Genomic DNA, 21,022 nt, shown 5'->3' with positions numbered 1-21,022 from the left:
TAATTTATGTTATACGACTGACGGAACAGTGGAATTAACCACATGAAGTATAATGATTATTATGAGCCGACCGTCTGGGCAAGAGCCTGGATTGGTGGGCTCTTTATTGTTTTAGGAGTGTAACAAATGAAAGAAATACAATTAAAGTATGGATGTAACCCAAATCAAAAACCTGCAAGAGTTTATATGGAAGATGGAGATTTACCGATTACGGTTTTAAATGGTAATCCTGGATACATTAATCTTCTTGATGCTTTTAACAGCTATCAATTAGTTAAGGAATTAAAAGAAGCAACAGGGCTTCCTTCTGCGGCATCTTTTAAACACGTTTCACCTGCCGGTGCTGCGGTTGGTTTGGAGCTTGATGAAACATTGAAAAAAATGTATTTTGTTGATGAAAACATAAAACTTACAGGTATAGCAAATGCTTATATAAGAGCAAGGGGAGCTGATAGAATGTCTTCTTATGGTGATTTTGCCGCATTGTCTGATGAATGTGATGAGGCAACTGCACTTTATTTATCAAAAGAAGTTTCAGATGGTATTATTGCTCCTTCATATTCAAAACAAGCTTTAGAAATATTAAAGAAAAAGAAAAAAGGAAACTATCTTGTTATAAAAATTGATAAAAATTATGTTCCAAAAGAAATAGAAAGAAAAGAAGTTTTTGGTATAACTTTTGAACAAGGCAGAAACAATATAAAAATAAATGAAGATATGCTTGAAAATATTGTTACTGAAAACAAAGATATGAGTGAAAGTGCAAAAAGAGATTTAATAATTTCTTTAATAACTTTAAAATATACTCAGTCAAATTCAGTATGTTATGTAAAAGACGGACAAGCAATAGGAATAGGAGCAGGTCAACAATCAAGAATACATTGTACAAGACTTGCAGGTAATAAAGCTGATACATGGTTTTTAAGAAGCCACGATAAAGTTTTAAACTTACCTTTTAAAGAAGGCTTAAGAAGGGCAGATAGAGATAATGCTATTGACGTATATATTTCAGAGGAACATGATGACATATTAAGAGACGGAAGCTGGGAAAATGTATTTACTAAAAAACCAGAAGTATTAACAATGGAAGAAAAAAAAGAGTATTTAGCTAAAATGACAGATGTATGTCTTGGGTCAGATGCTTTCTTCCCATTTGGTGATAATATAGAAAGAGCATATAAAAGCGGAGTAAAATATATTGCTGAAGCAGGCGGCTCTATAAGAGACGATAATGTAATAGATACTTGTAACAAATATAACATGGTAATGTCTTTTATCGGTACAAGATTATTCCATCATTAAAGATAACCTCCATATGGGTTATCTTTTTTTTATATTTACTTGTTTGTTATTGCTAACATGGTGTATAATATTTATATAAAAAAAATATATTTCCTATTGACATTATAGGATTAAGTGTTATACTTTTTTTAGAATAATTAGCATATGTTAAAAACTCTAAATAGAAGGAGCATGTTATGAAAAAGGAAAAATATGATATTACCGGCATGAGTTGTTCTGCTTGTTCGTCAAGAATAGAAAAGACATTAAGTAAAAAAGACGGAGTAGAAGAAGTAAGTGTCAATCTTCTTACAAACAGCATGAATATTTCTTATGATGAAAATATAACAAATTGTAACGACATAATAAATGATGTAAAGGAAATAGGGTATGGAGCAAGTTTACATGATAAAAATATTACAAACATAAAATCAAAAAATAATGTAAGTGTAAATAATGATGAAGAAATAAAATATATGAAAAAAAGGCTTATAATTTCATTTGCATTTTTAATTCCACTTATGTATATTGCAATGTATCATATGTTTGATGGATTTTTAGGGTTAAAGACACCTGATTTTATAATGAATTTATTTCATGGAAGTAAAAATGCCATAAATTTTGCTTTTATTCAATTTTTACTGGTTTTACCTATAATGTATATGAACAGAAAGTATTATACTGTTGGATTTAAAACATTATTCAAAGGTAGTCCAAATATGGATAGTCTTATTGCTATTGGTTCTATGGCTGCTGTTGTGTATGGTGTTTTTGCAATATTTATGATTGGTCATGGTCTTGGTTATGGAGATTTAGAACTTGTTAATAAATACAGCACAAATTTATATTTTGAATCAGGAGGAATGATATTAACGCTTATAACTTTGGGAAAATTTTTGGAAACAAAGTCAAAGGGGAAAACAAGTGAAGCTATTTCAAAACTTATGAATTTAGCTCCAAAAATGGCAGTTGTAGAAAGAAACGGAGAAGAAATGGAAGTACCTGTTGATGATGTTATGAAAGGGGATATTGTAATTGTAAAACCCGGAAGTAGTTTTCCTGTTGACGGTATAATCGTAAATGGAAATACAAGTGTTGATGAATCAATGATAACAGGAGAAAGCATACCTGTTGAAAAATCAGTGGGAGATAAAGTAATTGGTGCAACAATAAACAAATCAGGGTTCGTAAAATTTGAAGCAACTAATGTGAATGAAGATACTACAATTAATAAAATTATAAAACTTGTAGAAGAAGCTAGTTCATCAAAGGCACCTATTGCAAAAATGGCTGATAAAATATCAGGGGTGTTTGTTCCTATAGTTATAAGTATATCATTAATATCTATGATTGTATGGTTACTTCTTGGTGAGAGCTTTGAATTTGCTTTATCAGTAGCCATTTCTGTTCTTGTTATTTCTTGCCCTTGTGCTCTTGGACTTGCAACACCTGTTGCAATAATGGTTGGAACGGGAAAAGGGGCTCAAAACGGAATACTTATAAAGTCAGGAGAAGCTTTAGAAATTGCACACAGCATAGATACAGTTATTCTTGATAAAACAGGAACAATAACAAAAGGTGAACCTGTTGTTACTGATGTGTTAAATTTTGAAATTTCGAAAGAAGAGCTTTTAAGTATTGCATATTCTCTTGAAAGTGGCAGTGAACATCCTCTTGCAGAATCAATAGTTAAATATGCTAAGGATAATAATATAAACACTATTCCAAATGAAGATTTTGAAGCAATATTCGGTAAAGGTGTTAAAGCAAAAATAAATTCAAAAATGTATTTTGCAGGAAATGCATCTTTAATGAATGATATTAATGTAGATATATCTATATATGAAAAAACAATAAATGCTCTTGCGGATGAGGGGAAAACTCCTTTAATTTTTGCAAATGAGGAAGATGTAATTGGAATTATTGCGGTAGCTGATATTGAAAAAGAAAGCAGTAAAGAAGCAATTGAAAAGTTTAAAAATATGGGTATAGATGTTGTAATGCTTACGGGAGATAATGAAAGAACAGCAAAAGCAGTGCAAAAAAGGCTTTCTATTCCAAAAGTAATAGCCCAGGTTTTACCTGATGAAAAAGAAGCAAAAGTAGTAAGTATTCAAAAAGAAGGTAAAAAAGTTGCAATGGTTGGAGATGGGATAAATGATGCTCCTGCTCTTGCCAGAGCTGATGTTGGTATTGCCATAGGTGCAGGAACTGATGTTGCAATAGAAAGTGCAGACATAGTTCTTATGAAAAATAGTTTACTTGACGTCGTAAATGCTATAAAATTAAGTAAAGCTGTTATAAAAAATATAAAAGAAAATTTGTTTTGGGCATTTTTCTATAATAGTATAGGTATACCTTTAGCAAGTGGATTATTTTATACAGCTTTAGGATGGAAATTAAATCCTATGTTTGGTGCAGCGGCAATGAGTCTTAGCAGCGTATGTGTTGTAACAAATGCATTAAGACTTAAATTTATAAAGTTTGATAATGAAGATAATAAAGATGAAAAAGGAGAAGAAACAAAAATGAGCAAAAATGAAAAACAACTTGTAATCGAAGGAATGATGTGTCCTCACTGTAGTATGACAGTTGAAAAGAAACTTAAAGAAATTGATGGTGTAGAAGCATGTACTGTTGATTTAGACAAAAAAAGTGCTTATGTTACATTAAGTAAAGATATTAATGATGATGTATTTAAAAAAGTTATAACTGATGCAGGATATGAACTTATTGAAATAAATATAGTAAGTAAAATGAAAACATTAAAAAAGATATTTGTTTTTATAATATGCTTTTGCATCCTTGTTTCCTTTTGTTCTTGTAAAGAAGATATAGATGCTGATTCAAATTATGAACTTGGATTATCGTACTTTAAAAAACAGGATTTTTATAATACTATTGAAACATTAAAAGTTATAACTGACAATAATTTATCTTTAAATAAACATAAAAGTGATGAAGCAAATATGTATTATATGATAGGCTATTCATATTGGCAGTTAAAAAGATTTGATACTGCAACTGCATATATGGAAAAAGCAAATGAACTTGATAATAACAATGAAGAATATAAACAAGTTATGGGAAGACTTTATTATATTGTTGATGAGTTTGAGAAATCAAGACAATGTTATGAAGGTGTTTTAAAAATAAACAGTAAAAATGAAAAAGCGTATTATAATCTTGGACTCATATCCTTAAAAGAAAGTCCTATGGATACAAAAAATGCAAAAAATTACTTTGAAAAAGCAATCAATTTATATCCTGAATATGCAATGGCTTATGCAGGAATGTCTATGGCATATTATTTTGAAGGAAACAAAGAAAAGACAGATTATTATTTACAAAAAGCTATTGATTTTGGATATAACGATTTACCAGTTATAAAACAAATTCAAAATGGAGAATTAACCAAACCGTAAAACACAGATTTTTCTGTGTTTTTTTATTTTTTTAAGGAATAATATAATATATTTAGAGAAAATATAAAAAAAATTTTGCATTTTATGTAAAATTTAAGTAAAATAAATATAAATATATAGTAAAATAAATTTAAAATATGATATATTATTTAAGATTTTTTTAATTTTATATAAGAAAAACGGAGATAATTTATGTTTAATATAGTTTTATTTAATCCAGAAATACCACAAAATACAGGTAATATAGTAAGAACCTGTGCTGTAACAAATTCAAGACTTCACTTAATTAAACCTTTGGGGTTTAGTATAAGAGACAAGCATTTAAAAAGAGCCGGTCTTGATTATTGGAATGAAGCAGACATACAAGTTTATGAAAATTTTGATGATTTTTTGGAAAAGAATGATATAAAAAATTTATATTTACTTACAACAAAAGGAGATAAAAATTATTCTTCTTTTAATTTTTGTGATAACGACTATTTTATGTTCGGGTCTGAAACAAAAGGGCTTCCGGATTTTATACACGAAAAATACAAGGATACAAGACTTAGAATACCTATGATACCAAAAGAAAATGCAAGATGTTTAAATTTATCCAACAGTGTTTGTGTAATTTTATATGAAGCCTTAAGACAGACAGAATTTAAACATATGAAATAAAACAAACTAAATCAAACTAAATCAAACATTTTTGCTATTGGAGGAAATTGATATGAGTGTTATGATGTTAATCCAGCTTTTCGGAGGTCTTGGGCTTTTTTTGTACGGAATGGACTTAATGGGGGAAGGGTTAAAAAAAGCCGCAGGTAATAAATTAAAAGATATTTTAAATAAAGTTACCAGTAACCCTATAAAAGCTCTTGCTCTTGGTACTATTGTTACCATGATTATACAAAGTTCGTCTGCAACTACTGTTTTGGTTGTTGGACTTGTTAATGCAAACTTAATGAGCCTTGTTCAAGCTGCAGGTGTAATTCTTGGGGCTGATATCGGTACTACAATAACAGGTCAAATTATAGCTCTTAATTTATCAGAATATGCACCTTTATTTATCGGTCTTGGTGCAGCAATAAGGATGTTTGCAAAAAAAGACAAAACTATACATTTAAGTGAATGTATACTTGGTTTTGGTATTTTATTCTTTGGAATAAGCGTTATGTCGAATGTGTTAAAACCGCTTGCGAATAATCCTATATTTACTAATATGCTTATAAGTTTAGGTAAATATCCTATTCTTGGAATGTTTGCCGGTGTATTTGTTACTGCTGTTATTCAATCATCTTCAGCATCAATTGGTTTACTTCAAGCCCTTGCTCTTGGCGGAGCTTTTGCAGGTGTTGAAGGTTATGATGCGCTAGGCGTTTTAATTCCGATTGTTCTTGGTATGAATATTGGAACATGTGCAACTGCAATGATTGCTATGATAGGTGTAGACAGACAAGCTAAACAAGCTGCTGTTTTCCATTTGATAACAAAAACAATAGGGGTAATTTGGATGATGACACTATTATTCCTTACAGGTGCATTCTCTGCAAATGGTGACAGTTTTGTATTTAACTTTATTCTTGATATTTCAGGAAGTGACCCTACAAAACAAATTGCGAATTTCCATACGTTATTTAATGTATGTAATGCAAGTTTGTTACTTTTCCTAAGTAAACTTATTATATCATTTATAGAAAAAATTCTTCCTGTTAAGAAAGAAACTAACGAAGAAGAAGGTTTCGAGTTAAAACTAAACGATATTTTGCTTGAAAATCCTGCTTTTGCTGTTTCAGAAGTTTTAAATGAAGTAGAAACAATGGCTGAACTTGCGTATAAATCAGTAAATCTTGCTTCTGATGCTTGTATAAATGATAAATATGACAATGAAGAAGAAGTAAAAATGTTAGAAAATTTAATTAATAAATATGAAACGGGTATTGCTGATTTTGTAATTAAGATTTCTGCATTGGATGCAAGTATACAAAGTGCAGATTTTACGGTTCATTTACATCAAGTAATACATGATATAGAAAGAATCGGTGATTACTGTATGAGTATGATTAGAATTGCTCAACTTAAGAAAGAAGAAAATACAGTATTTAGTGAAAATGCAACAAAAGAACTTATGGGAATGTATGAAATGGTAAAAAATAATTTAAGATGTGCCATAGATGCATTCAAAGAAAAAGATATTGCAAAAGCTGTTAAAACAGATTTGGTTGAGGAACAAATTGATAAAAAAGAAGATGAACTAAGAATGGCTCATATCGACAGATTAAATAGAAAAGCTTGCACACCGGAAGCAGGTGTAGTATACTTTGACATAGTGGCAGATCTAGAAAGAATAGGTGACTATACTGCCCATATAGGAAGTTTTGTTAAAGAATATGTTGAGCTTCTTTCAAAAAGACAATTTGACATGCTTCCATAGGAGGTAAAAATGAGATATGATGTAATAATTATCGGTGCCGGTCCTGCGGGACTAAGTGCGGGGCTTTATGCTTCAAGGGCAACTTTAAATACTTTAATTATAGAAAAAGCTGTGGTTGGTGGACAAATTACAACAACTACGGAAATTGAAAATTATCCAGGTGCCAGTGAAGTAACAGGTCCTGAACTTGTTGAAAAAATGAAAGAGCAATGTTTAAGCTTTGGTGCAAAGATAATAAATGATGAAGTTTTAAGCGTTGAGAAAAAAGATGATGGTTTGTTTTATGTTAAGGCAAACAAAGATGAATATATTGCAAAAAGCTGTATTATTGCTTCCGGTTCTTCTCCAAGAGAACTTGGAATTAAAGGTGAAAGAGAATATAGAGGAATGGGTGTTTCTTATTGTGCAACCTGTGATGCAATGTTTTTTACAGGCTTTGAAGTTTGCGTTGTAGGTGGTGGAGATACTGCATTAAAAGAAGCAATATACTTAACTAAATTTGCAAAAAAAGTTACAATTATTCATAGAAGAGATGAATTTAGAGGTGGAAAGAGCTGGGAAAAGAAAGCAAGAGAAAACGATAAAATTCATTTCCTTCTAAGCCATGAACCTGTAGAAATAATTGGTGAAAATGGTATGGTAACCGCAATAAAAGTTAAAAATAAAAAAACAGGGGAAATTTATGATTATAAAACAGACGGAGTATTCATGTTTGTAGGTCATAATCCTAACAGTGATTTAGTTAAAAATATGGTTGATGTAGATGAGAACGGCTATATTATAACAGATGATTCACTTCAAACATCTATAAAAGGGTTATTTGTTGCCGGAGATGTTAGAAAAAAAGCTTTAAGACAAGTTGTTACAGCGGCTTCAGACGGAGCAATTTGTGCAACTGGAGCAGAAGAGTTTATAGATGAATTAAATTAAAAAAGTGTTATTTAAATAACACTTTTTTTTGTTTATAATATTTACTAAAATGTTTTATAAAAATGATTTATAAATATGAAAATTAATATTATAAAAAACTTGAAAAAAACATGAAAAAAGCATAAAATAAATATATTATACAAGTATAAGTATAAATATTTAAGAGGTTAAAAATGAAAAAATTTATTAGCATAATAATGGCTTTGTTTTTTGCCCTGACATTGTTTGGATGTGGTGGAGAAAAGAAACAAAGTGCAGTAAACAGTAAAAACGGTAAAGAATATAAAATAGCATATATGACTGATACATATGGAGCAGAAGAAAGTTTTAACAAACAAGTTATTGATGGTATCAATGAATCTTTCGGAAACTATGAATATAGTTTAGATATTTATACTCCAAAGACTAATACTGAATATGAATCAATGGCAACATCAGTTCTTTCTGCTTCTCAATATGACCTAGTTGTGTCTAATTCATCGGCTGTAAGTTCAGCACTTCTTTCTGTTCAAAGTGAATACCCTGGTAGTAATTTAGGTTTTATTGGTTATAATGATGAAACAAATAATGCAATGAGTATTACTTTTAAAAATGAAGAAGCAGCTTTTTTAGCCGGAGTTCTAGCAGCATTGAAAACAAAAAGCAATGTTTTGGGATATGTAGGAGCTTATAATGATAGAGATCTTGATTATGAATATGGTTTCTTAAGCGGTGTAAAAGCAGTTAATTCTAAAATTAAAGTTAAAAAAGAGTATATTAATTCTTATATGAGTGCCGAAGAAGCAGAAAAGGTAGCTGAAAAATTATATAATGAAAAAGCTGATGTAGTATTTACCGTATGCGGAGCCGGAGCAATAGGTGTAAATAATGTTGCTAAAGAAAAAGGCTTTAAAGTTATTGATTCAGACTTATATAATAAATCTGATAGTGAAATAAAACTTGCTCAAATAAACAAGGATTATAAAAGTGCAGTAATTTCAATTTGTGATGCAGTAATATTTGAATCATATTCAAAAAGTTGTTCTGATTTAGGTGTACTTGATTCTGTATTGGATTTAAAATTAAATCAAACATTTTTTGATCAAAGTTCAAATGAATATACAACTTTAGAAAAAGTAAAAAAAGATATGGCAACAAAGAATTTAGTTATTCCAACAGACGAAAAGTCATTTAAGGCTTTTAAATATAACATTAACGATTAAGGAGAGATTAAAATGGATATAAAATATGAATTGGTAGAACAAAGAAAAGAAAAACCGGATGAAAATAATTTAGGTTTTGGTAATTATTTTACAGACCATATGTTTGTTATGGATTATACAGAAGGAAAAGGCTGGCATGATGCAAGAATCGTACCATATGGACCATTAGCTGTTGATCCTGCAACAATGGTTTTACATTATGCACAGGAAACTTTTGAAGGTTTAAAGGCATATAGAAACGAAAAAGGTGAAATATTATTATTCAGACCTGAAATGAATGCAAGAAGAATGATTAATTCAAATAAGAGAATTTGTATGCCGGGTATACCAGAAGAAATGTTTATTGAAGCTGTTGAAGCATTAGTAAAATGTGAAAAAGACTGGGTTCCTACAAAAGAAGAAACTTCTTTATACATAAGACCTTTTATGTATGCAAGTGAAGCAAGCGTTGGTGTGCACCCTGCAAAAACATACAAATTCATTATTATTTTATCACCTGTTGGAGCTTATTATCCGGAAGGTGTTAACCCTGTAAAAATTTGGGTAGAAGATGAATATGTAAGAGCCGTTAAAGGCGGTACAGGTTTTACAAAATGCGGTGGTAATTATGCTGCAAGTATTGCCGCACAAGTTAAAGCTGAAGAAAATGGTTATACTCAAGTGCTTTGGTTAGATGGTGTACATAGAAAATATGTTGAAGAAGTTGGAACAATGAATGCAATGTTTGTAATAGATGGAAAAGTTGTTACAGCTGCTCTTGAAGGTTCTGTACTTCCAGGTGTTACACGTGATTCTATAATTCATATTTTAAAAGACTGGGGTTATGATGTTGAAGAAAGAGATTTAAGCATTGACGAATTAATGGAAGCAGGAAGAAATGGAAAATTAACAGAAGCTTTTGGTACAGGTACTGCTGCTGTAATCTCTCCAATCGGTGAATTATGTTATAAAGGCGAAAAAATCGAAATTAATGGATTCAAAACAGGGGATTTAACACAAAAATTATATGATACTCTAACAGGTATACAATGGGGTAAATTAGAAGATAAATATAATTGGACAAGAAAAATTAATTTATAATTTAATATAGAAAAGGAAATAAAAATATGAGTGAATTACTTGCTCCTGCAGGAGATTTAGAAAAATTAAAATATGCTTTTACCTATGGTGCCGATGCGGTATATTTAGGTGGGAAAAGTTTTTCAATGCGTGCTAATGCAGGGAATTTTACAATTGATGAAATTCGTGAAGGAGCACAGTTTGCCCATGAAAGAAACGGAAAAGTTTATGTAACAATAAATATTTCAGCAAGAAATAATGATTTTACAGAACTTTCAAAATATATAAAAGAACTTGATAACGCCGGGGTTGATGGTATTATTGCCGCTGATCCCGGAGTTATTATGACAATAAGAGATACACTTCCAAATATGAAAATATCTCTTTCTACACAATCAAGCACAACAAACTATAAAAGTATTGAATTTTGGAAAAGAAATGGTGTAAACAGAATTGTTCTTGCAAGAGAGCTTTCTTTTGAAGATATTAAAGGCATATGTCAAAATAAGCCTGAAGGAATGGAAATAGAAACATTTGTACATGGTGCAATGTGTATTTCATATTCAGGAAGATGTCTTCTTAGTAACTACCTAACAGGAAGAGATGCAAACAGGGGAGACTGTGCACAGCCTTGTAGATGGAAATATTCTTTAGTTGAAAGTACAAGACCGGGAGAAGAATTCCCAATTGAAGAACATAAAGAAGGAAGTTTTATCTTTAATTCAAAAGATTTATGTCTTATTAATCATATTCATGAACTTATTGAAGCTGGTGTAGACAGCTTTAAAATTGAAGGAAGAATGAAAAGTATATTCTACGTTTCAACAGTTGTAAATGCTTATAGAAATGCTATAGATGCTTATGAAAGAGACAAAGCAAATTACAAAGTTGATTCTAGTTTATATGAAGAGCTTACTAAAGTAAGCCACAGACAATATACTGAAGGTTTCTTCTTTGGAAAAGCTGATTCGTCTTCTCAAAATTATGGAACAAGTTCATATACAAGAAATTATGATTTTGTTGCTCAAGTTATAGGTTACAACGAAGAAAAAGGAATGTATGAAATAGAACAAAGAAATAAATTCTTTATTGGTGATGAACTTGAGCTTGTAAGACCAAGAGAAAAGAGCATAACTTTTAAAATAAAAGAAATGTATAATGAAAAAGGAGAAGCTGTAGAAAGCACTCCTCACCCAAAAGAAAGATTATTTATAAAAACTGACGGGGTTGAATTAAAAGAATTTGAACTTATAAGAAAAAGATTATAAGTTTTTAAAAAATATGTACAAATTTTGTGATTTGTGATAGAATATTCGTGGTAAACATTTAAATTAATTATTGAAGGAGAATTATAGATAGATGAAAACTAAAGTACCTGTAGGTCTTTCAAATAAACATGTTCATCTTAGTAGAAAAGATATAGATGCTTTATTTGGTGAAGGCTATGAATTAACTATAAAAAAACCTATTTCTCAACCTGGACAATTCGCTGCAGAAGAATTCGTTGATGTTGTAGGTCCAAAAGGTACGATAAAAATGAGAGTTCTTGGTCCTGCAAGACCTCATGCACAAATCGAAATTTTAGCAAGTGATACTTTTAAACTTGGCGTACCTAAAGTAATCAGAGATTCTTGGGATTTAGACGGAACACCTGGATGTATTTTAAGAGGTCCTAAAGGTGAAGTTGAAATTGATAAAGGGGTTATAGTTGCAAGCAGACATATTCACATGACTATACCTCAAGCTAAAGAATACGGCGTTAAAGATGGGGATATCGTTAAAGTAAGAGTTCCTGGAGAAAGAGGTTTGATTTTTGAAAATGTATTAATCAGATCTAATGAAAGATGTGGACTTGAAATGCATATCGATATTGAAGAAGGTAACGCTGCAGGATGTAAAAACGGCGATATGCTTGAAATTATTAGAGACTAAAAAAGACTGCATAAGCAGTCTTTTTTTTATTTATTGTTTGGAGTGATAGTAAAGATTACAAAACATTCCTTCGTATTATTAATTTCGTATAAAGCTTTTTCATCTTCATAAGATATTTTACCATAAGGAATCCCATCATAAGTATATTTATATTCTATTGAATTAAGTTTATTCCATAGCTTATTACTTATTTCGTTTTCATAATTAACGTTTCCCCACATTGAATATTGAGTCATATTTATGTAACCTGAAAAAATATTTATAAAATCATCATGTTCTTTTTCAGGTCTATCATAAAAATACATCCAATTATAAGAAAATTCAATTTTTTCAATTTTTTTATTATTATCTGAAGGATAAACTTTTATTTTAAAATCGCACCCATCCATTATAACTTTCTCATAATATTCTTTTTCTTCATCAAAAGTAAGCTCTTCAATTGTTGGAAGTTTTGTTTCGTTATATTCATATTGATAAAATTCTTTATTTACAAAATCTATTGTATAAGCAAGATTTTCAGGAGATATTTCAAAATATTTATTTACCTCTATACCTTTATATGCATAATCTACATAACTTGTGTTAAAAGTGCCATTAAATATTGCTATTAAAACAAGTAAAGCTATAGCTAAACCTCCAATAACTGAAAAAATTGCAAGCTTATTATTTTTTTCTTTTACTTTTTCTACCTCTTTTTCAAGATTATTAGACTTGCTATTTTCTTTTGTAACATTTTGTTCATAATTATTAGATGTATTTATATTTTCATCTTGCTTAGTATTATTATCTTCTTTTATATTACTGTTTTCTTCTTCTATTGGTTTCTTATTTACGATAAATTCACCTTTTTCTTCTTTTGTGTTTAGTTCTTCTTTGACTTCTTCATCAATTTTTTTGTTTACGATAAATTCACCTTTTTCTTCATTTAAGTAATCTTTGTTGTTTTCGTTATCCATTTCCATCCCTCACTTTACCATATTTTAAATTTATCGAAAAAGTTGTATATATTGTATCATAAAAAAGACTGCATAAGCAGTCTTTTTTTATTTATTGTTTGGAATCATTGTTAAAATTTCAATACCATCTTTTGTGTCTTCTATTTTATAAATAAATTTATTATCTTCATATGATCCTTCTCCATATGGCATACCGTCTTCAGTAGTTTTATATTCCATTGAATTTAATTTATCCCACATGTTATTATTTATTTCCTCTGTACAATTATTATCACCCCAAATAACTGTTTGAATCATGTTTACGTATGCTGAATATACTTTGGTTACTTCATCATATTCTTCTTCAGATTCCGCATTTATCCATTTATATGACAATATAATTTTTTCTATGTTTTTGTAATCATCGTTAGGATATACAATTAATTTTAATTCATTTTTTTCATCAAGTATTTTTTCATAGTAGCCTTCATTATCATTAAATGTTAAACTTTCAGTTAAAGGAATTGAAACGCCTTTAAATTCTCCATTATATAAATTTTGATTTGTGTAGTCTAATGTTATAGCAAAATCTTCTGGTGATATTTCAAAATAATCATTTACTTCTACACCGTTATATGCATAATCTTCAGCACTTGGACCACTATTTCCAAATAGTGCAAAACAAGCTATTAAAGCAATTATTAAAACCCCAGCAATAGAAAAACCAATAATTTTTTTGTTTTTCTTTTTATTTTTATCTTTTATTTTTTGCATTTCTTCTTCAAAATTGTAGGATTTTTGATTGTTAAAATTATTATTTTGTTCATAATTATAAGATGTATTTATATTTTCATCTTGCTTAGTATTATTATCTTCTCTTATATTACTGTTTTCTTCTTCTGTTGGTTTCTTATTTACGATAAATTCTCCTTTTTCTTCTTTTGTGTTTAGTTCTTCTTTGACTTCTTCATCAATTTTTTTGTTTACGATAAATTCACCTTTTTCTTCATTTAAGTAATCTTTGTTGTTTTCGTTATCCATTTTCATCCCTCACTTTACCATATTTTAAAATTATCGAAACTTTTATGATTATATATATTGTATCATAAAATTATCAAAAAGACCGTTTAAATAAAATTTTTTATTTATTGTTTGGAGTAAATGTTAAAGTATTAAATCCATCTTTTGTGTCTTTCATATTATAAATTATTTTATCATCTTTATAGGTTACTTCTCCATATGGAACACCATCTTGAGTATATTTATATTCTATCGAGTTTAACTTGTCCCACATATTTGTGCTTAATATTTCTAAATTACTATTATCATTGTTATATCCCCAAATAGATGTTTGTATAATATTAATAAATGCAGAATAAAGTTTATTTAATTTTTCTAACTCACCATTATTATCTGCATAAATCCAATTATATGAAATATATATTTTTTCTATTTTTTCATAATCAGGAGATGGATAAATGAGTATTTTAAAATCATATTTTTCATCTATTATTAATTCGTAATATCCCTTAGAATCATTAAATGATAAATTTTCATCAAGTAAAGGTATTTCAACACCATTAAAATCATTTTTATATAATCTTTTAGTTATATAATTTGCAGTATAAGCGAAATCTTCAGGATACATTTCAAAATATTCATTTACTTCTACACCTTTATTTGCATAATCGACATAATTATAATTACTTGAACCTGCATCTTTAAGCGCTAATGCGAGTATTCCCATAACAACAAAACCAAGAATTAAAAATGGTATAATTTTTTTATTTTTACCTTTATTTTTATTTTCTTCTATTGTATCTTTTTGGGGGACTGATTTATCTTGTGTTGTATACTTGTTGTCTTCTTTATTTTTTATATTTTCTTTACTTTCTATTTTTTTATTTACTATAAATTCTCCTTTTTCAGACATTGTATTTATTTTTTCTTTATCTTCATCTTTTTTATTTACTATAAATTCACCCTTTTCACTATTTAAAAAATCTCTGTTATTTTCGTTATCCATTTTCATCCTTCACTTTACATGTATAAAATATCTAAATGTTTACGATATATTACATTTTATCATAAATTGTAACAATATTGCTAAAAAAATTAATAAAAAAGCATTAAAAAAGAACCTGTTTAGGTTCTTTTATTTTATTATTATATTGTTTTTTCCAATAAGCTCAGCTAGTTCGTCAATTAATCCAAATTCAAGGCTTACCCACATACTTTTATTTGCAACATAAGATTTCTTTGAAACAGGGGAGAATAACACAACTTTTTTATCTCCTTTATATTTAACAAAGAGCTGTCTAATATCACTCATGGTTTTCGGACTTATTTTATTTAAAACAAGTATAAGCGATTTTCCCATTATTTTATTTGAGTTGGACTTCTTGATTTCAGGGGACTGAGCTGTTTTATCAATTGTTTTGACTATTGGTGATTTTGTTTTCTTTCTTACAGCAGGTGGTCTTGTCCTTTTGTCTTCAAGATCATAAATTTTATCTGCAATAATCGAAACGCTTACTTCTTCATCTTCTTCTTTAACACTTACTTGACCTTTGATTATTACTTTATTATCCGTTTGCAATATGTTTTTGTATTCTTCAAAGGTTCTTGGGAAAACAACTATTTCCATGTCGTCAGTCAAATCTTCAATGCTCATAAACGCCATTTGTTTATTATCTTTTTTTGTATATATTACTTTAACGTTTGTTATTAAACCGCCAATGCTTATGCTTTCTCTTTTGTTGTTATTATATTTTGAGTATTTATTTTGAACTTTTGGTTCTGTTTCTTCTTCACTTTCATCTTCATCTTCACTTTTTTTCTTGCCGTACATATCATATACTTCATAAAGTTTCATGCTTGTATATTTATTAAGGTCCTCTTCAAACTCTCTTAAAGGATGTCCGCTTATGTACATTCCAAGAACTTCTTTTTCGTATTTAAGTTTATCAGCATTTTCAAATTCACTCATTGTAGGGATATGCATTTCAATTTGCTCGTTTTCTTCCTGTGAAAGCATATCAAGAAGAGTTGTTTGTCCTGATATATTTTGTTTTCTTTGTTTTAAAGTGTTATTTAAAAATTCTTCATAAATAGTATAAAGTTCTCTTCTATTGTTTCCAAGTGAATCAAATGCACCTGATAAAATAAGACTTTCAACACCTTTTTTATTTAAGGAGTGGAATTCAATTTTATTTACAAAATCAGGGAAGGACGTAAAATCTCCTTTTGTTTCTCTTGCTTCAACTATTTCTTCGATAGCACCTTCTCCAAGACCTCTTAGAGCAAGTAAACCAAATCTTACACTTCCGTTATCTACTGTAAATCTTGCATAACTTTTGTTTACATCAGGAGGTAATAACTCTATTCCTTGTTCTTTTAAGTGGTTCATGTATAACATTCTATCATCAGAACCGATATAAACAGTAATTAACGCAGCCATAAACTCAGCAGGATAATAAGTTTTTAAATAGGCTGTTTGGTATGAAATAACACCATATGCCGCAGCATGGGATTTATTAAATCCATATGATGCGAATTTTTCCATTAAGTCATATATTTCATTGCCTGTTTTTTCGTCTATTCCAATTGCTACACATCCGTGAACTTTTTCTTTATCTTCGCCTTTGTTATAAGCTTCTTCGTTACCGTGTAAGAATACTTCTCTTTCTTTTGCGATTACTTCATGTTTTTTCTTACCCATGGCTCTACGAATGTTATCACTACGTCCCATAGAATATCCGGCTAAATCTCTAACTATCTGCATAACTTGTTCTTGGTAAATGATTATACCGTATGTTACGTTTAAGATAGGCTCTAAAGAAGGGTGAAGATATGTGATATTTTCAGGGTTATGTTTATTTTCAATGTATGTAGGAATCATATCCATAGGTCCCGGACGATAAAGGGAAATACCCGCTATGATATCTTCAAAAGTATTTGGTTTTAGCCTTTGCATAAAGTTTTGCATCCCAGGGCTTGCTAATTGGAATACACCTATTGTATCTCCTCTGCTTATTGTGTCATAAACGTTTTGGTCTTTAAAGCTGATATTATCAATATCTACATCAATACCTTTGGATAGTTTAATATTATCTAAAGTATGTTTAATTACTGTTAGGTTTTTAAGTCCTAAAAAGTCCATTTTAAGTAGCCCCAACTCTTCAACCGTAATCATGTTGAATTGTGCGGCTATACTGTCTTTATTAAGATATAGAGGAACATAATCGCTAACAGGTCTATCGGATATTATAACCCCCGCTGCATGAGTTGATGAATGTCTTGGCATTCCTTCAACGGCTTTTGCCGTATCTAAAAGCTTAGTAATTGTAGGGTCTTCATCGTATAATTGATGAAGCTCAGGATTCATGTCTATTGCTTTTTGAACAGTTATTTTATTTTCATCAGGAATCATTTTTGCAATTTTGTTTGATTGTTCAAAGCTGATTCCCATACATCTTGCAATATCTTTTACGGCAGCTTTTGGTTTTAATGTTCCGAACGTAACAATTTGACTTACGTTATCAAATCCATATTTATCAATAACGTACTCTATTGCTCTATGACGATTTTCATAACAAAAGTCGATATCAATATCAGGCATTGATACCCTTTCTTTGTTTAGGAATCTTTCAAAGATAAGAGAATATTTTATTGGGTCAATTTGTGTAATATCTAGGGTATAACTTACTATACTTCCTGCGGCACTACCTCTTCCAGGACCTACCGGTATACCGTGTGTTCTGGAATAATTTATGAAATCCCAAACAATAAGGAAATAATCGTTAAAGCCCATATCGTTAATAACGCTTAGTTCATATTCAAGTCTTTCTGTTAGTTCTTTTGTGACGTTTTTATATTTTTTATATAAACCCTCGGTACATAATTTTTTTAAATATTCCTGTGAAGTCATCCCTTCAGGAAGAGGGAATACAGGTAAGTGATAATGTCCAAATTCTATTTCAACATTACATCTCTCGGCAATTTTATGAGTGTTTTCTATGGCCTCAGGGCAGTATTTAAAAAGTTCGCTCATTTCTTCAGGGGATTTTATATAAAATTCGTCATTTGGAAAACGAAGTCTGTTTTCATCATTTAAGTTACTTGAAGATTGCACACAAAGAAGAACATCATGTGCTTCTGCATCTGATTTTTTTAAATAATGAGAGTCGTTTGTGGCAATAAGTCCTACACCATACTCTTTTGCCATTTTAATTAATTCTTCATTTGCAGTTTTTTCTTCTCTCAAACCATGGTCTTGAATTTCCAAAAAGAAATTGTCTTTACCGTAAATATCTATAAATTTTTCAAGGTATTTTCTTGCTTCGGCAATTTCTCCTGAATTAATTTTTCTTGGAATAACACCTGCAATACAAGCACTTGTTGCAATAATACCTTCTGAATATTTTTCAAGTAAATCAAAGTCTGCTCTTGGTTTATAATAAAAACCTTCTGTATAAGCTATTGATACAACTTTCATAAGGTTTTTATATCCAATATCATTTTCGGCTAATAAGATAAGGTGAAATCTTTGTCTGTCGTTTATCGGGTCTCTGCCTTTTCTATCTCCGGTTGTCATATATACTTCACATCCAAGAACAGGTTTTATCCCTTCGGCTTTACATGCTCTGTAAAAATCTATAATACCAAACATATTGCCATGATCGGTAATTGCAATACTGTCCATACCCATTTCTTTAACGTATTTTGGTAGTTCTTTTATTCTGCAAAATCCATCGAGTAATGAGTATTCTGTATGTACATGTAAATGTGTAAATGGTATTGACATTATTTTATCTCCTTATCAAAAAACTAAAATTTATTATATAATATTTTAGGTAAAATTGAAATAATATATATATAAAAATATTTATAAATGAATGTATGTGTGATATAATTCCCATATGTATTTTTAGGAGGATAAAAAATGTTGACACCTAATCCAATAGCGTTTTCAATTTTTGGAATTGAAATAAGATGGTATGCAATATGTATACTAACGGGAATAGTTCTTGCTCTTTTAGTAGGTTCAAGAACACTAAAAAAACTTGGTATTGATACTGATATTATATATGATTATTTGATAGTTTGTCTGCCTCTTGGAATTATTGGAGCAAGACTTTATTATGTATTATTTGAATGGTCTTATTATAGTAATCATTTATCTGATATTTATAAAATATGGAATGGGGGACTTGCCATCCACGGAGGACTTATCGGTGCTTTTATAGGTATATATTTAGTAAGTAGAAGCAAAAAATTAAATGTCCTTTTCATTTTGGATATAGTAGCTCCTTGTTTCTTGTTAGCTCAAAGTATAGGAAGATGGGGAAACTTCTTTAATATGGAAGCTCACGGCGTACAGACTACTCTTCCTTGGGCAATTAATGTTATTGATCCAGTACTTGGTTCAATTATGGTTCATCCTACATTCCTTTATGAATCAATTTGGGATTTTCTGGGATTTTTACTTTTGTATTTCATAATAGATAAGAAGTTTAAGAAATATGATGGTGAACTTATTTGTTCTTATTTCATATATTATTCCATAGGAAGATTTTTTATAGAAGGTTTAAGAACTGATTCACTTATGATATTTGGTCTTAGAACAGCTCAGCTTGTAAGTCTTGCACTTATAATTATTGGAATAGTTGGAATTGTTATAATAAGAAAAACACATAAAAATAATAATATAAAAGACAAATCTTATGAGAATATTTGTTTAGAGAAAAATGAACAAGATAATGTAACTGATATAAATACAGAAAAAATTTGTGAAGATAATAAAACAGAGATTATAAAAAGTAAAGACAACTTAGGTAAGGAGTAATTATGGCACTTATATCATCAACACAGTTATTTAAAAAAGCAAAAGAAGAAAAATATGCTATTCCTGCTTTTAACTTTGAAAATATGGAAATGGCAAAAGGAATAATCGAAGCATGCAGCGAAGAAAACTCTCCTGTAATAATGCAGACAACAACTTCAACTCTTAAGTATATTGCTCCTGAGATAGCTTATGAAATAGTAAATTATTATGCGAAAGAATATAATATTGATGTTGTTCTTCATCTTGACCACGGAGCAAGTTATGAGCTTTGTAAAAGATGTATAGACGCAGGATATACATCTTTTATGATTGACGGGTCAAAACTTGATTTTGAGGAAAATATTGCTCTATCAAAAAAGGTTATTGGTTATGCTTCAAAGTACAATGTTCCAGTTGAATGTGAACTTGGCAGAGTAGGAGGAAAAGAAGACGAAACAATAGTAAATGATAAAGACGTACTTCTAACCAACCCTGACAAAGCTTTAGAATTTGCTGATAGAACAAAATGTTCTTCTCTTGCAATTGCAATAGGAACAGCTCATGGTTTTTATAAAAAAGCTCCTAATTTAGATTTTGAAAGACTTGATAAAATAAATAAAATGGTTAGTGTTCCTTTGGTTCTACATGGTACAAGCGGAACTAAAGATGAAGATGTTAAAAAGGCAATAAGTCTTGGAATGTGTAAAGTAAATTATGCAACGGATTTAAGAGCTGCGTTTACAAAAGGTGTAAGAGATTGTTTACAAATGGAAAGTGTATATGATCCAAAAGAATATAATAAAGCGGGAATTGAAACTTTAAAATTAAGAGTAAAAGAACTTATTGAAGTTTGTGGAAGTAAAAATAAGGCTTAATAAATTAAAAATATATATTGACATTTTTACAAAATTTGATATAATTTTATAGTGTCAAAAATAGGGGTATAGCTCAGTTGGTAGAGCAGTGGTCTCCAAAACCACGTGCCGAGGGTTCAAGTCCTTCTGCCCCTGCCATAA

Annotated in this window: 15 protein-coding genes, 1 tRNA gene and 1 riboswitch; of the genes, 12 read left to right on the top strand and 4 right to left on the bottom strand. The window is 29.6% G+C overall.

Annotated elements, in window-relative coordinates; all coding sequences use genetic code 11:
* Nucleotides 1-3: 3 nt before the first annotated feature.
* A riboswitch (ZMP/ZTP riboswitch) is annotated at nucleotides 4-87 on the top strand.
* 39 nt (nucleotides 88-126) lie between these two features.
* The 9 genes from V2W16_RS02065 (at nucleotide 127) to pduL (ending at nucleotide 12,245) form a co-directional block, all read left to right on the top strand.
* A complete protein-coding gene (locus V2W16_RS02065) occupies nucleotides 127-1,302 on the top strand; it encodes a phosphoribosylaminoimidazolecarboxamide formyltransferase (RefSeq protein WP_253229209.1) in 1,176 nt (391 codons plus the stop codon).
* Between the two features lie 176 nt (nucleotides 1,303-1,478).
* Nucleotides 1,479-4,706: a heavy metal translocating P-type ATPase gene (locus tag V2W16_RS02060; protein ID WP_329380606.1), complete on the top strand. Its 3,228-nt coding sequence runs from the start codon at nucleotides 1,479-1,481 to the stop codon at nucleotides 4,704-4,706.
* A 192-nt stretch (nucleotides 4,707-4,898) separates the two neighbouring features.
* Complete coding sequence (trmL, locus tag V2W16_RS02055) at nucleotides 4,899-5,366, top strand: tRNA (uridine(34)/cytosine(34)/5-carboxymethylaminomethyluridine(34)-2'-O)-methyltransferase TrmL (protein WP_329380603.1); 468 nt, start codon at nucleotides 4,899-4,901, stop codon at nucleotides 5,364-5,366.
* Between the two features lie 52 nt (nucleotides 5,367-5,418).
* Nucleotides 5,419-7,122, top strand: coding sequence for a Na/Pi cotransporter family protein (locus V2W16_RS02050; RefSeq protein WP_329380601.1), 1,704 nt, complete (start codon nucleotides 5,419-5,421; stop codon nucleotides 7,120-7,122).
* Between the two features lie 9 nt (nucleotides 7,123-7,131).
* Nucleotides 7,132-8,052 (top strand): thioredoxin-disulfide reductase, encoded by a 921-nt coding sequence (gene trxB, locus V2W16_RS02045; protein ID WP_329380597.1) that lies wholly within the window; start codon nucleotides 7,132-7,134, stop codon nucleotides 8,050-8,052.
* Between the two features lie 173 nt (nucleotides 8,053-8,225).
* A complete protein-coding gene (locus V2W16_RS02040; protein ID WP_329380594.1) occupies nucleotides 8,226-9,254 on the top strand; it encodes a BMP family ABC transporter substrate-binding protein in 1,029 nt (342 codons plus the stop codon).
* A 12-nt stretch (nucleotides 9,255-9,266) separates the two neighbouring features.
* Nucleotides 9,267-10,334, top strand: coding sequence for a branched-chain amino acid aminotransferase (locus V2W16_RS02035; protein WP_329380588.1), 1,068 nt, complete (start codon nucleotides 9,267-9,269; stop codon nucleotides 10,332-10,334).
* Between the two features lie 26 nt (nucleotides 10,335-10,360).
* Nucleotides 10,361-11,581, top strand: coding sequence for a peptidase U32 family protein (locus V2W16_RS02030; protein ID WP_329380585.1), 1,221 nt, complete (start codon nucleotides 10,361-10,363; stop codon nucleotides 11,579-11,581).
* A 91-nt stretch (nucleotides 11,582-11,672) separates the two neighbouring features.
* A complete protein-coding gene (gene pduL, locus V2W16_RS02025; protein ID WP_329380582.1) occupies nucleotides 11,673-12,245 on the top strand; it encodes a phosphate propanoyltransferase in 573 nt (190 codons plus the stop codon).
* Between the two features lie 26 nt (nucleotides 12,246-12,271).
* On the opposite strand, the gene V2W16_RS02020 is transcribed toward pduL, so the two are convergent.
* The 4 genes from V2W16_RS02020 to V2W16_RS02005 all read right to left on the bottom strand — a co-directional run bounded on the left by V2W16_RS02020 (nucleotide 12,272) and on the right by V2W16_RS02005 (nucleotide 18,986).
* Nucleotides 12,272-13,201, bottom strand: coding sequence for a hypothetical protein (locus V2W16_RS02020; RefSeq protein WP_329380579.1), 930 nt, complete (start codon nucleotides 13,199-13,201; stop codon nucleotides 12,272-12,274).
* An 87-nt stretch (nucleotides 13,202-13,288) separates the two neighbouring features.
* Complete coding sequence (locus tag V2W16_RS02015) at nucleotides 13,289-14,221, bottom strand: hypothetical protein (protein WP_329380576.1); 933 nt, start codon at nucleotides 14,219-14,221, stop codon at nucleotides 13,289-13,291.
* Nucleotides 14,222-14,321: 100 nt separating this feature from the next.
* Complete coding sequence (locus tag V2W16_RS02010; protein ID WP_329380573.1) at nucleotides 14,322-15,206, bottom strand: hypothetical protein; 885 nt, start codon at nucleotides 15,204-15,206, stop codon at nucleotides 14,322-14,324.
* A gap of 129 nt (nucleotides 15,207-15,335) precedes the next feature.
* Nucleotides 15,336-18,986, bottom strand: coding sequence for a DNA polymerase III subunit alpha (locus V2W16_RS02005; protein ID WP_329380570.1), 3,651 nt, complete (start codon nucleotides 18,984-18,986; stop codon nucleotides 15,336-15,338).
* A 138-nt stretch (nucleotides 18,987-19,124) separates the two neighbouring features.
* Between V2W16_RS02005 and lgt the strand changes: the two genes are divergently transcribed.
* The 3 genes from lgt (at nucleotide 19,125) to V2W16_RS01990 (ending at nucleotide 21,019) form a co-directional block, all read left to right on the top strand.
* Entirely contained in the window at nucleotides 19,125-20,027 is a 903-nt protein-coding gene (lgt, locus tag V2W16_RS02000; protein WP_329380567.1) for a prolipoprotein diacylglyceryl transferase, read from the top strand.
* Between the two features lie 2 nt (nucleotides 20,028-20,029).
* A complete protein-coding gene (locus V2W16_RS01995; RefSeq protein ID WP_329380564.1) occupies nucleotides 20,030-20,881 on the top strand; it encodes a class II fructose-bisphosphate aldolase in 852 nt (283 codons plus the stop codon).
* A gap of 62 nt (nucleotides 20,882-20,943) precedes the next feature.
* Nucleotides 20,944-21,019, top strand: a tRNA-Trp gene (locus tag V2W16_RS01990).
* Nucleotides 21,020-21,022: the final 3 nt, after the last annotated feature.

Origin of the sequence: Anaerofustis butyriciformans (genome assembly GCF_036289385.1) — a bacterium.
In the GTDB taxonomy this organism is placed as follows: Bacteria; Bacillota; Clostridia; order Eubacteriales; family Anaerofustaceae; genus Anaerofustis; species Anaerofustis butyriciformans.
This window is presented reverse-complemented; position numbering and strand designations above follow the sequence as displayed.

Bases quoted from the DNA above. Each gene is read 5' to 3' on its own strand.
- V2W16_RS02035 (WP_329380588.1), top strand. From the start codon at position 9,267: ATGGATATAAAATATGAATTGGTAGAACAAAGAAAAGAAAAACCGGAT.
- V2W16_RS02005 (WP_329380570.1), bottom strand. From the start codon at position 18,986: ATGTCAATACCATTTACACATTTACATGTACATACAGAATACTCATTA.
- V2W16_RS02015 (WP_329380576.1), bottom strand. From the start codon at position 14,221: ATGGATAACGAAAACAACAAAGATTACTTAAATGAAGAAAAAGGTGAA.
- trxB (WP_329380597.1), top strand. From the start codon at position 7,132: ATGAGATATGATGTAATAATTATCGGTGCCGGTCCTGCGGGACTAAGT.
- V2W16_RS02020 (WP_329380579.1), bottom strand. From the start codon at position 13,201: ATGGATAACGAAAACAACAAAGATTACTTAAATGAAGAAAAAGGTGAA.
- V2W16_RS01995 (WP_329380564.1), top strand. From the start codon at position 20,030: ATGGCACTTATATCATCAACACAGTTATTTAAAAAAGCAAAAGAAGAA.
- V2W16_RS02050 (WP_329380601.1), top strand. From the start codon at position 5,419: ATGAGTGTTATGATGTTAATCCAGCTTTTCGGAGGTCTTGGGCTTTTT.
- V2W16_RS02065 (WP_253229209.1), top strand. From the start codon at position 127: ATGAAAGAAATACAATTAAAGTATGGATGTAACCCAAATCAAAAACCT.
- V2W16_RS02010 (WP_329380573.1), bottom strand. From the start codon at position 15,206: ATGGATAACGAAAATAACAGAGATTTTTTAAATAGTGAAAAGGGTGAA.
- trmL (WP_329380603.1), top strand. From the start codon at position 4,899: ATGTTTAATATAGTTTTATTTAATCCAGAAATACCACAAAATACAGGT.
- V2W16_RS02030 (WP_329380585.1), top strand. From the start codon at position 10,361: ATGAGTGAATTACTTGCTCCTGCAGGAGATTTAGAAAAATTAAAATAT.
- pduL (WP_329380582.1), top strand. From the start codon at position 11,673: ATGAAAACTAAAGTACCTGTAGGTCTTTCAAATAAACATGTTCATCTT.
- lgt (WP_329380567.1), top strand. From the start codon at position 19,125: ATGTTGACACCTAATCCAATAGCGTTTTCAATTTTTGGAATTGAAATA.
- V2W16_RS02040 (WP_329380594.1), top strand. From the start codon at position 8,226: ATGAAAAAATTTATTAGCATAATAATGGCTTTGTTTTTTGCCCTGACA.
- V2W16_RS02060 (WP_329380606.1), top strand. From the start codon at position 1,479: ATGAAAAAGGAAAAATATGATATTACCGGCATGAGTTGTTCTGCTTGT.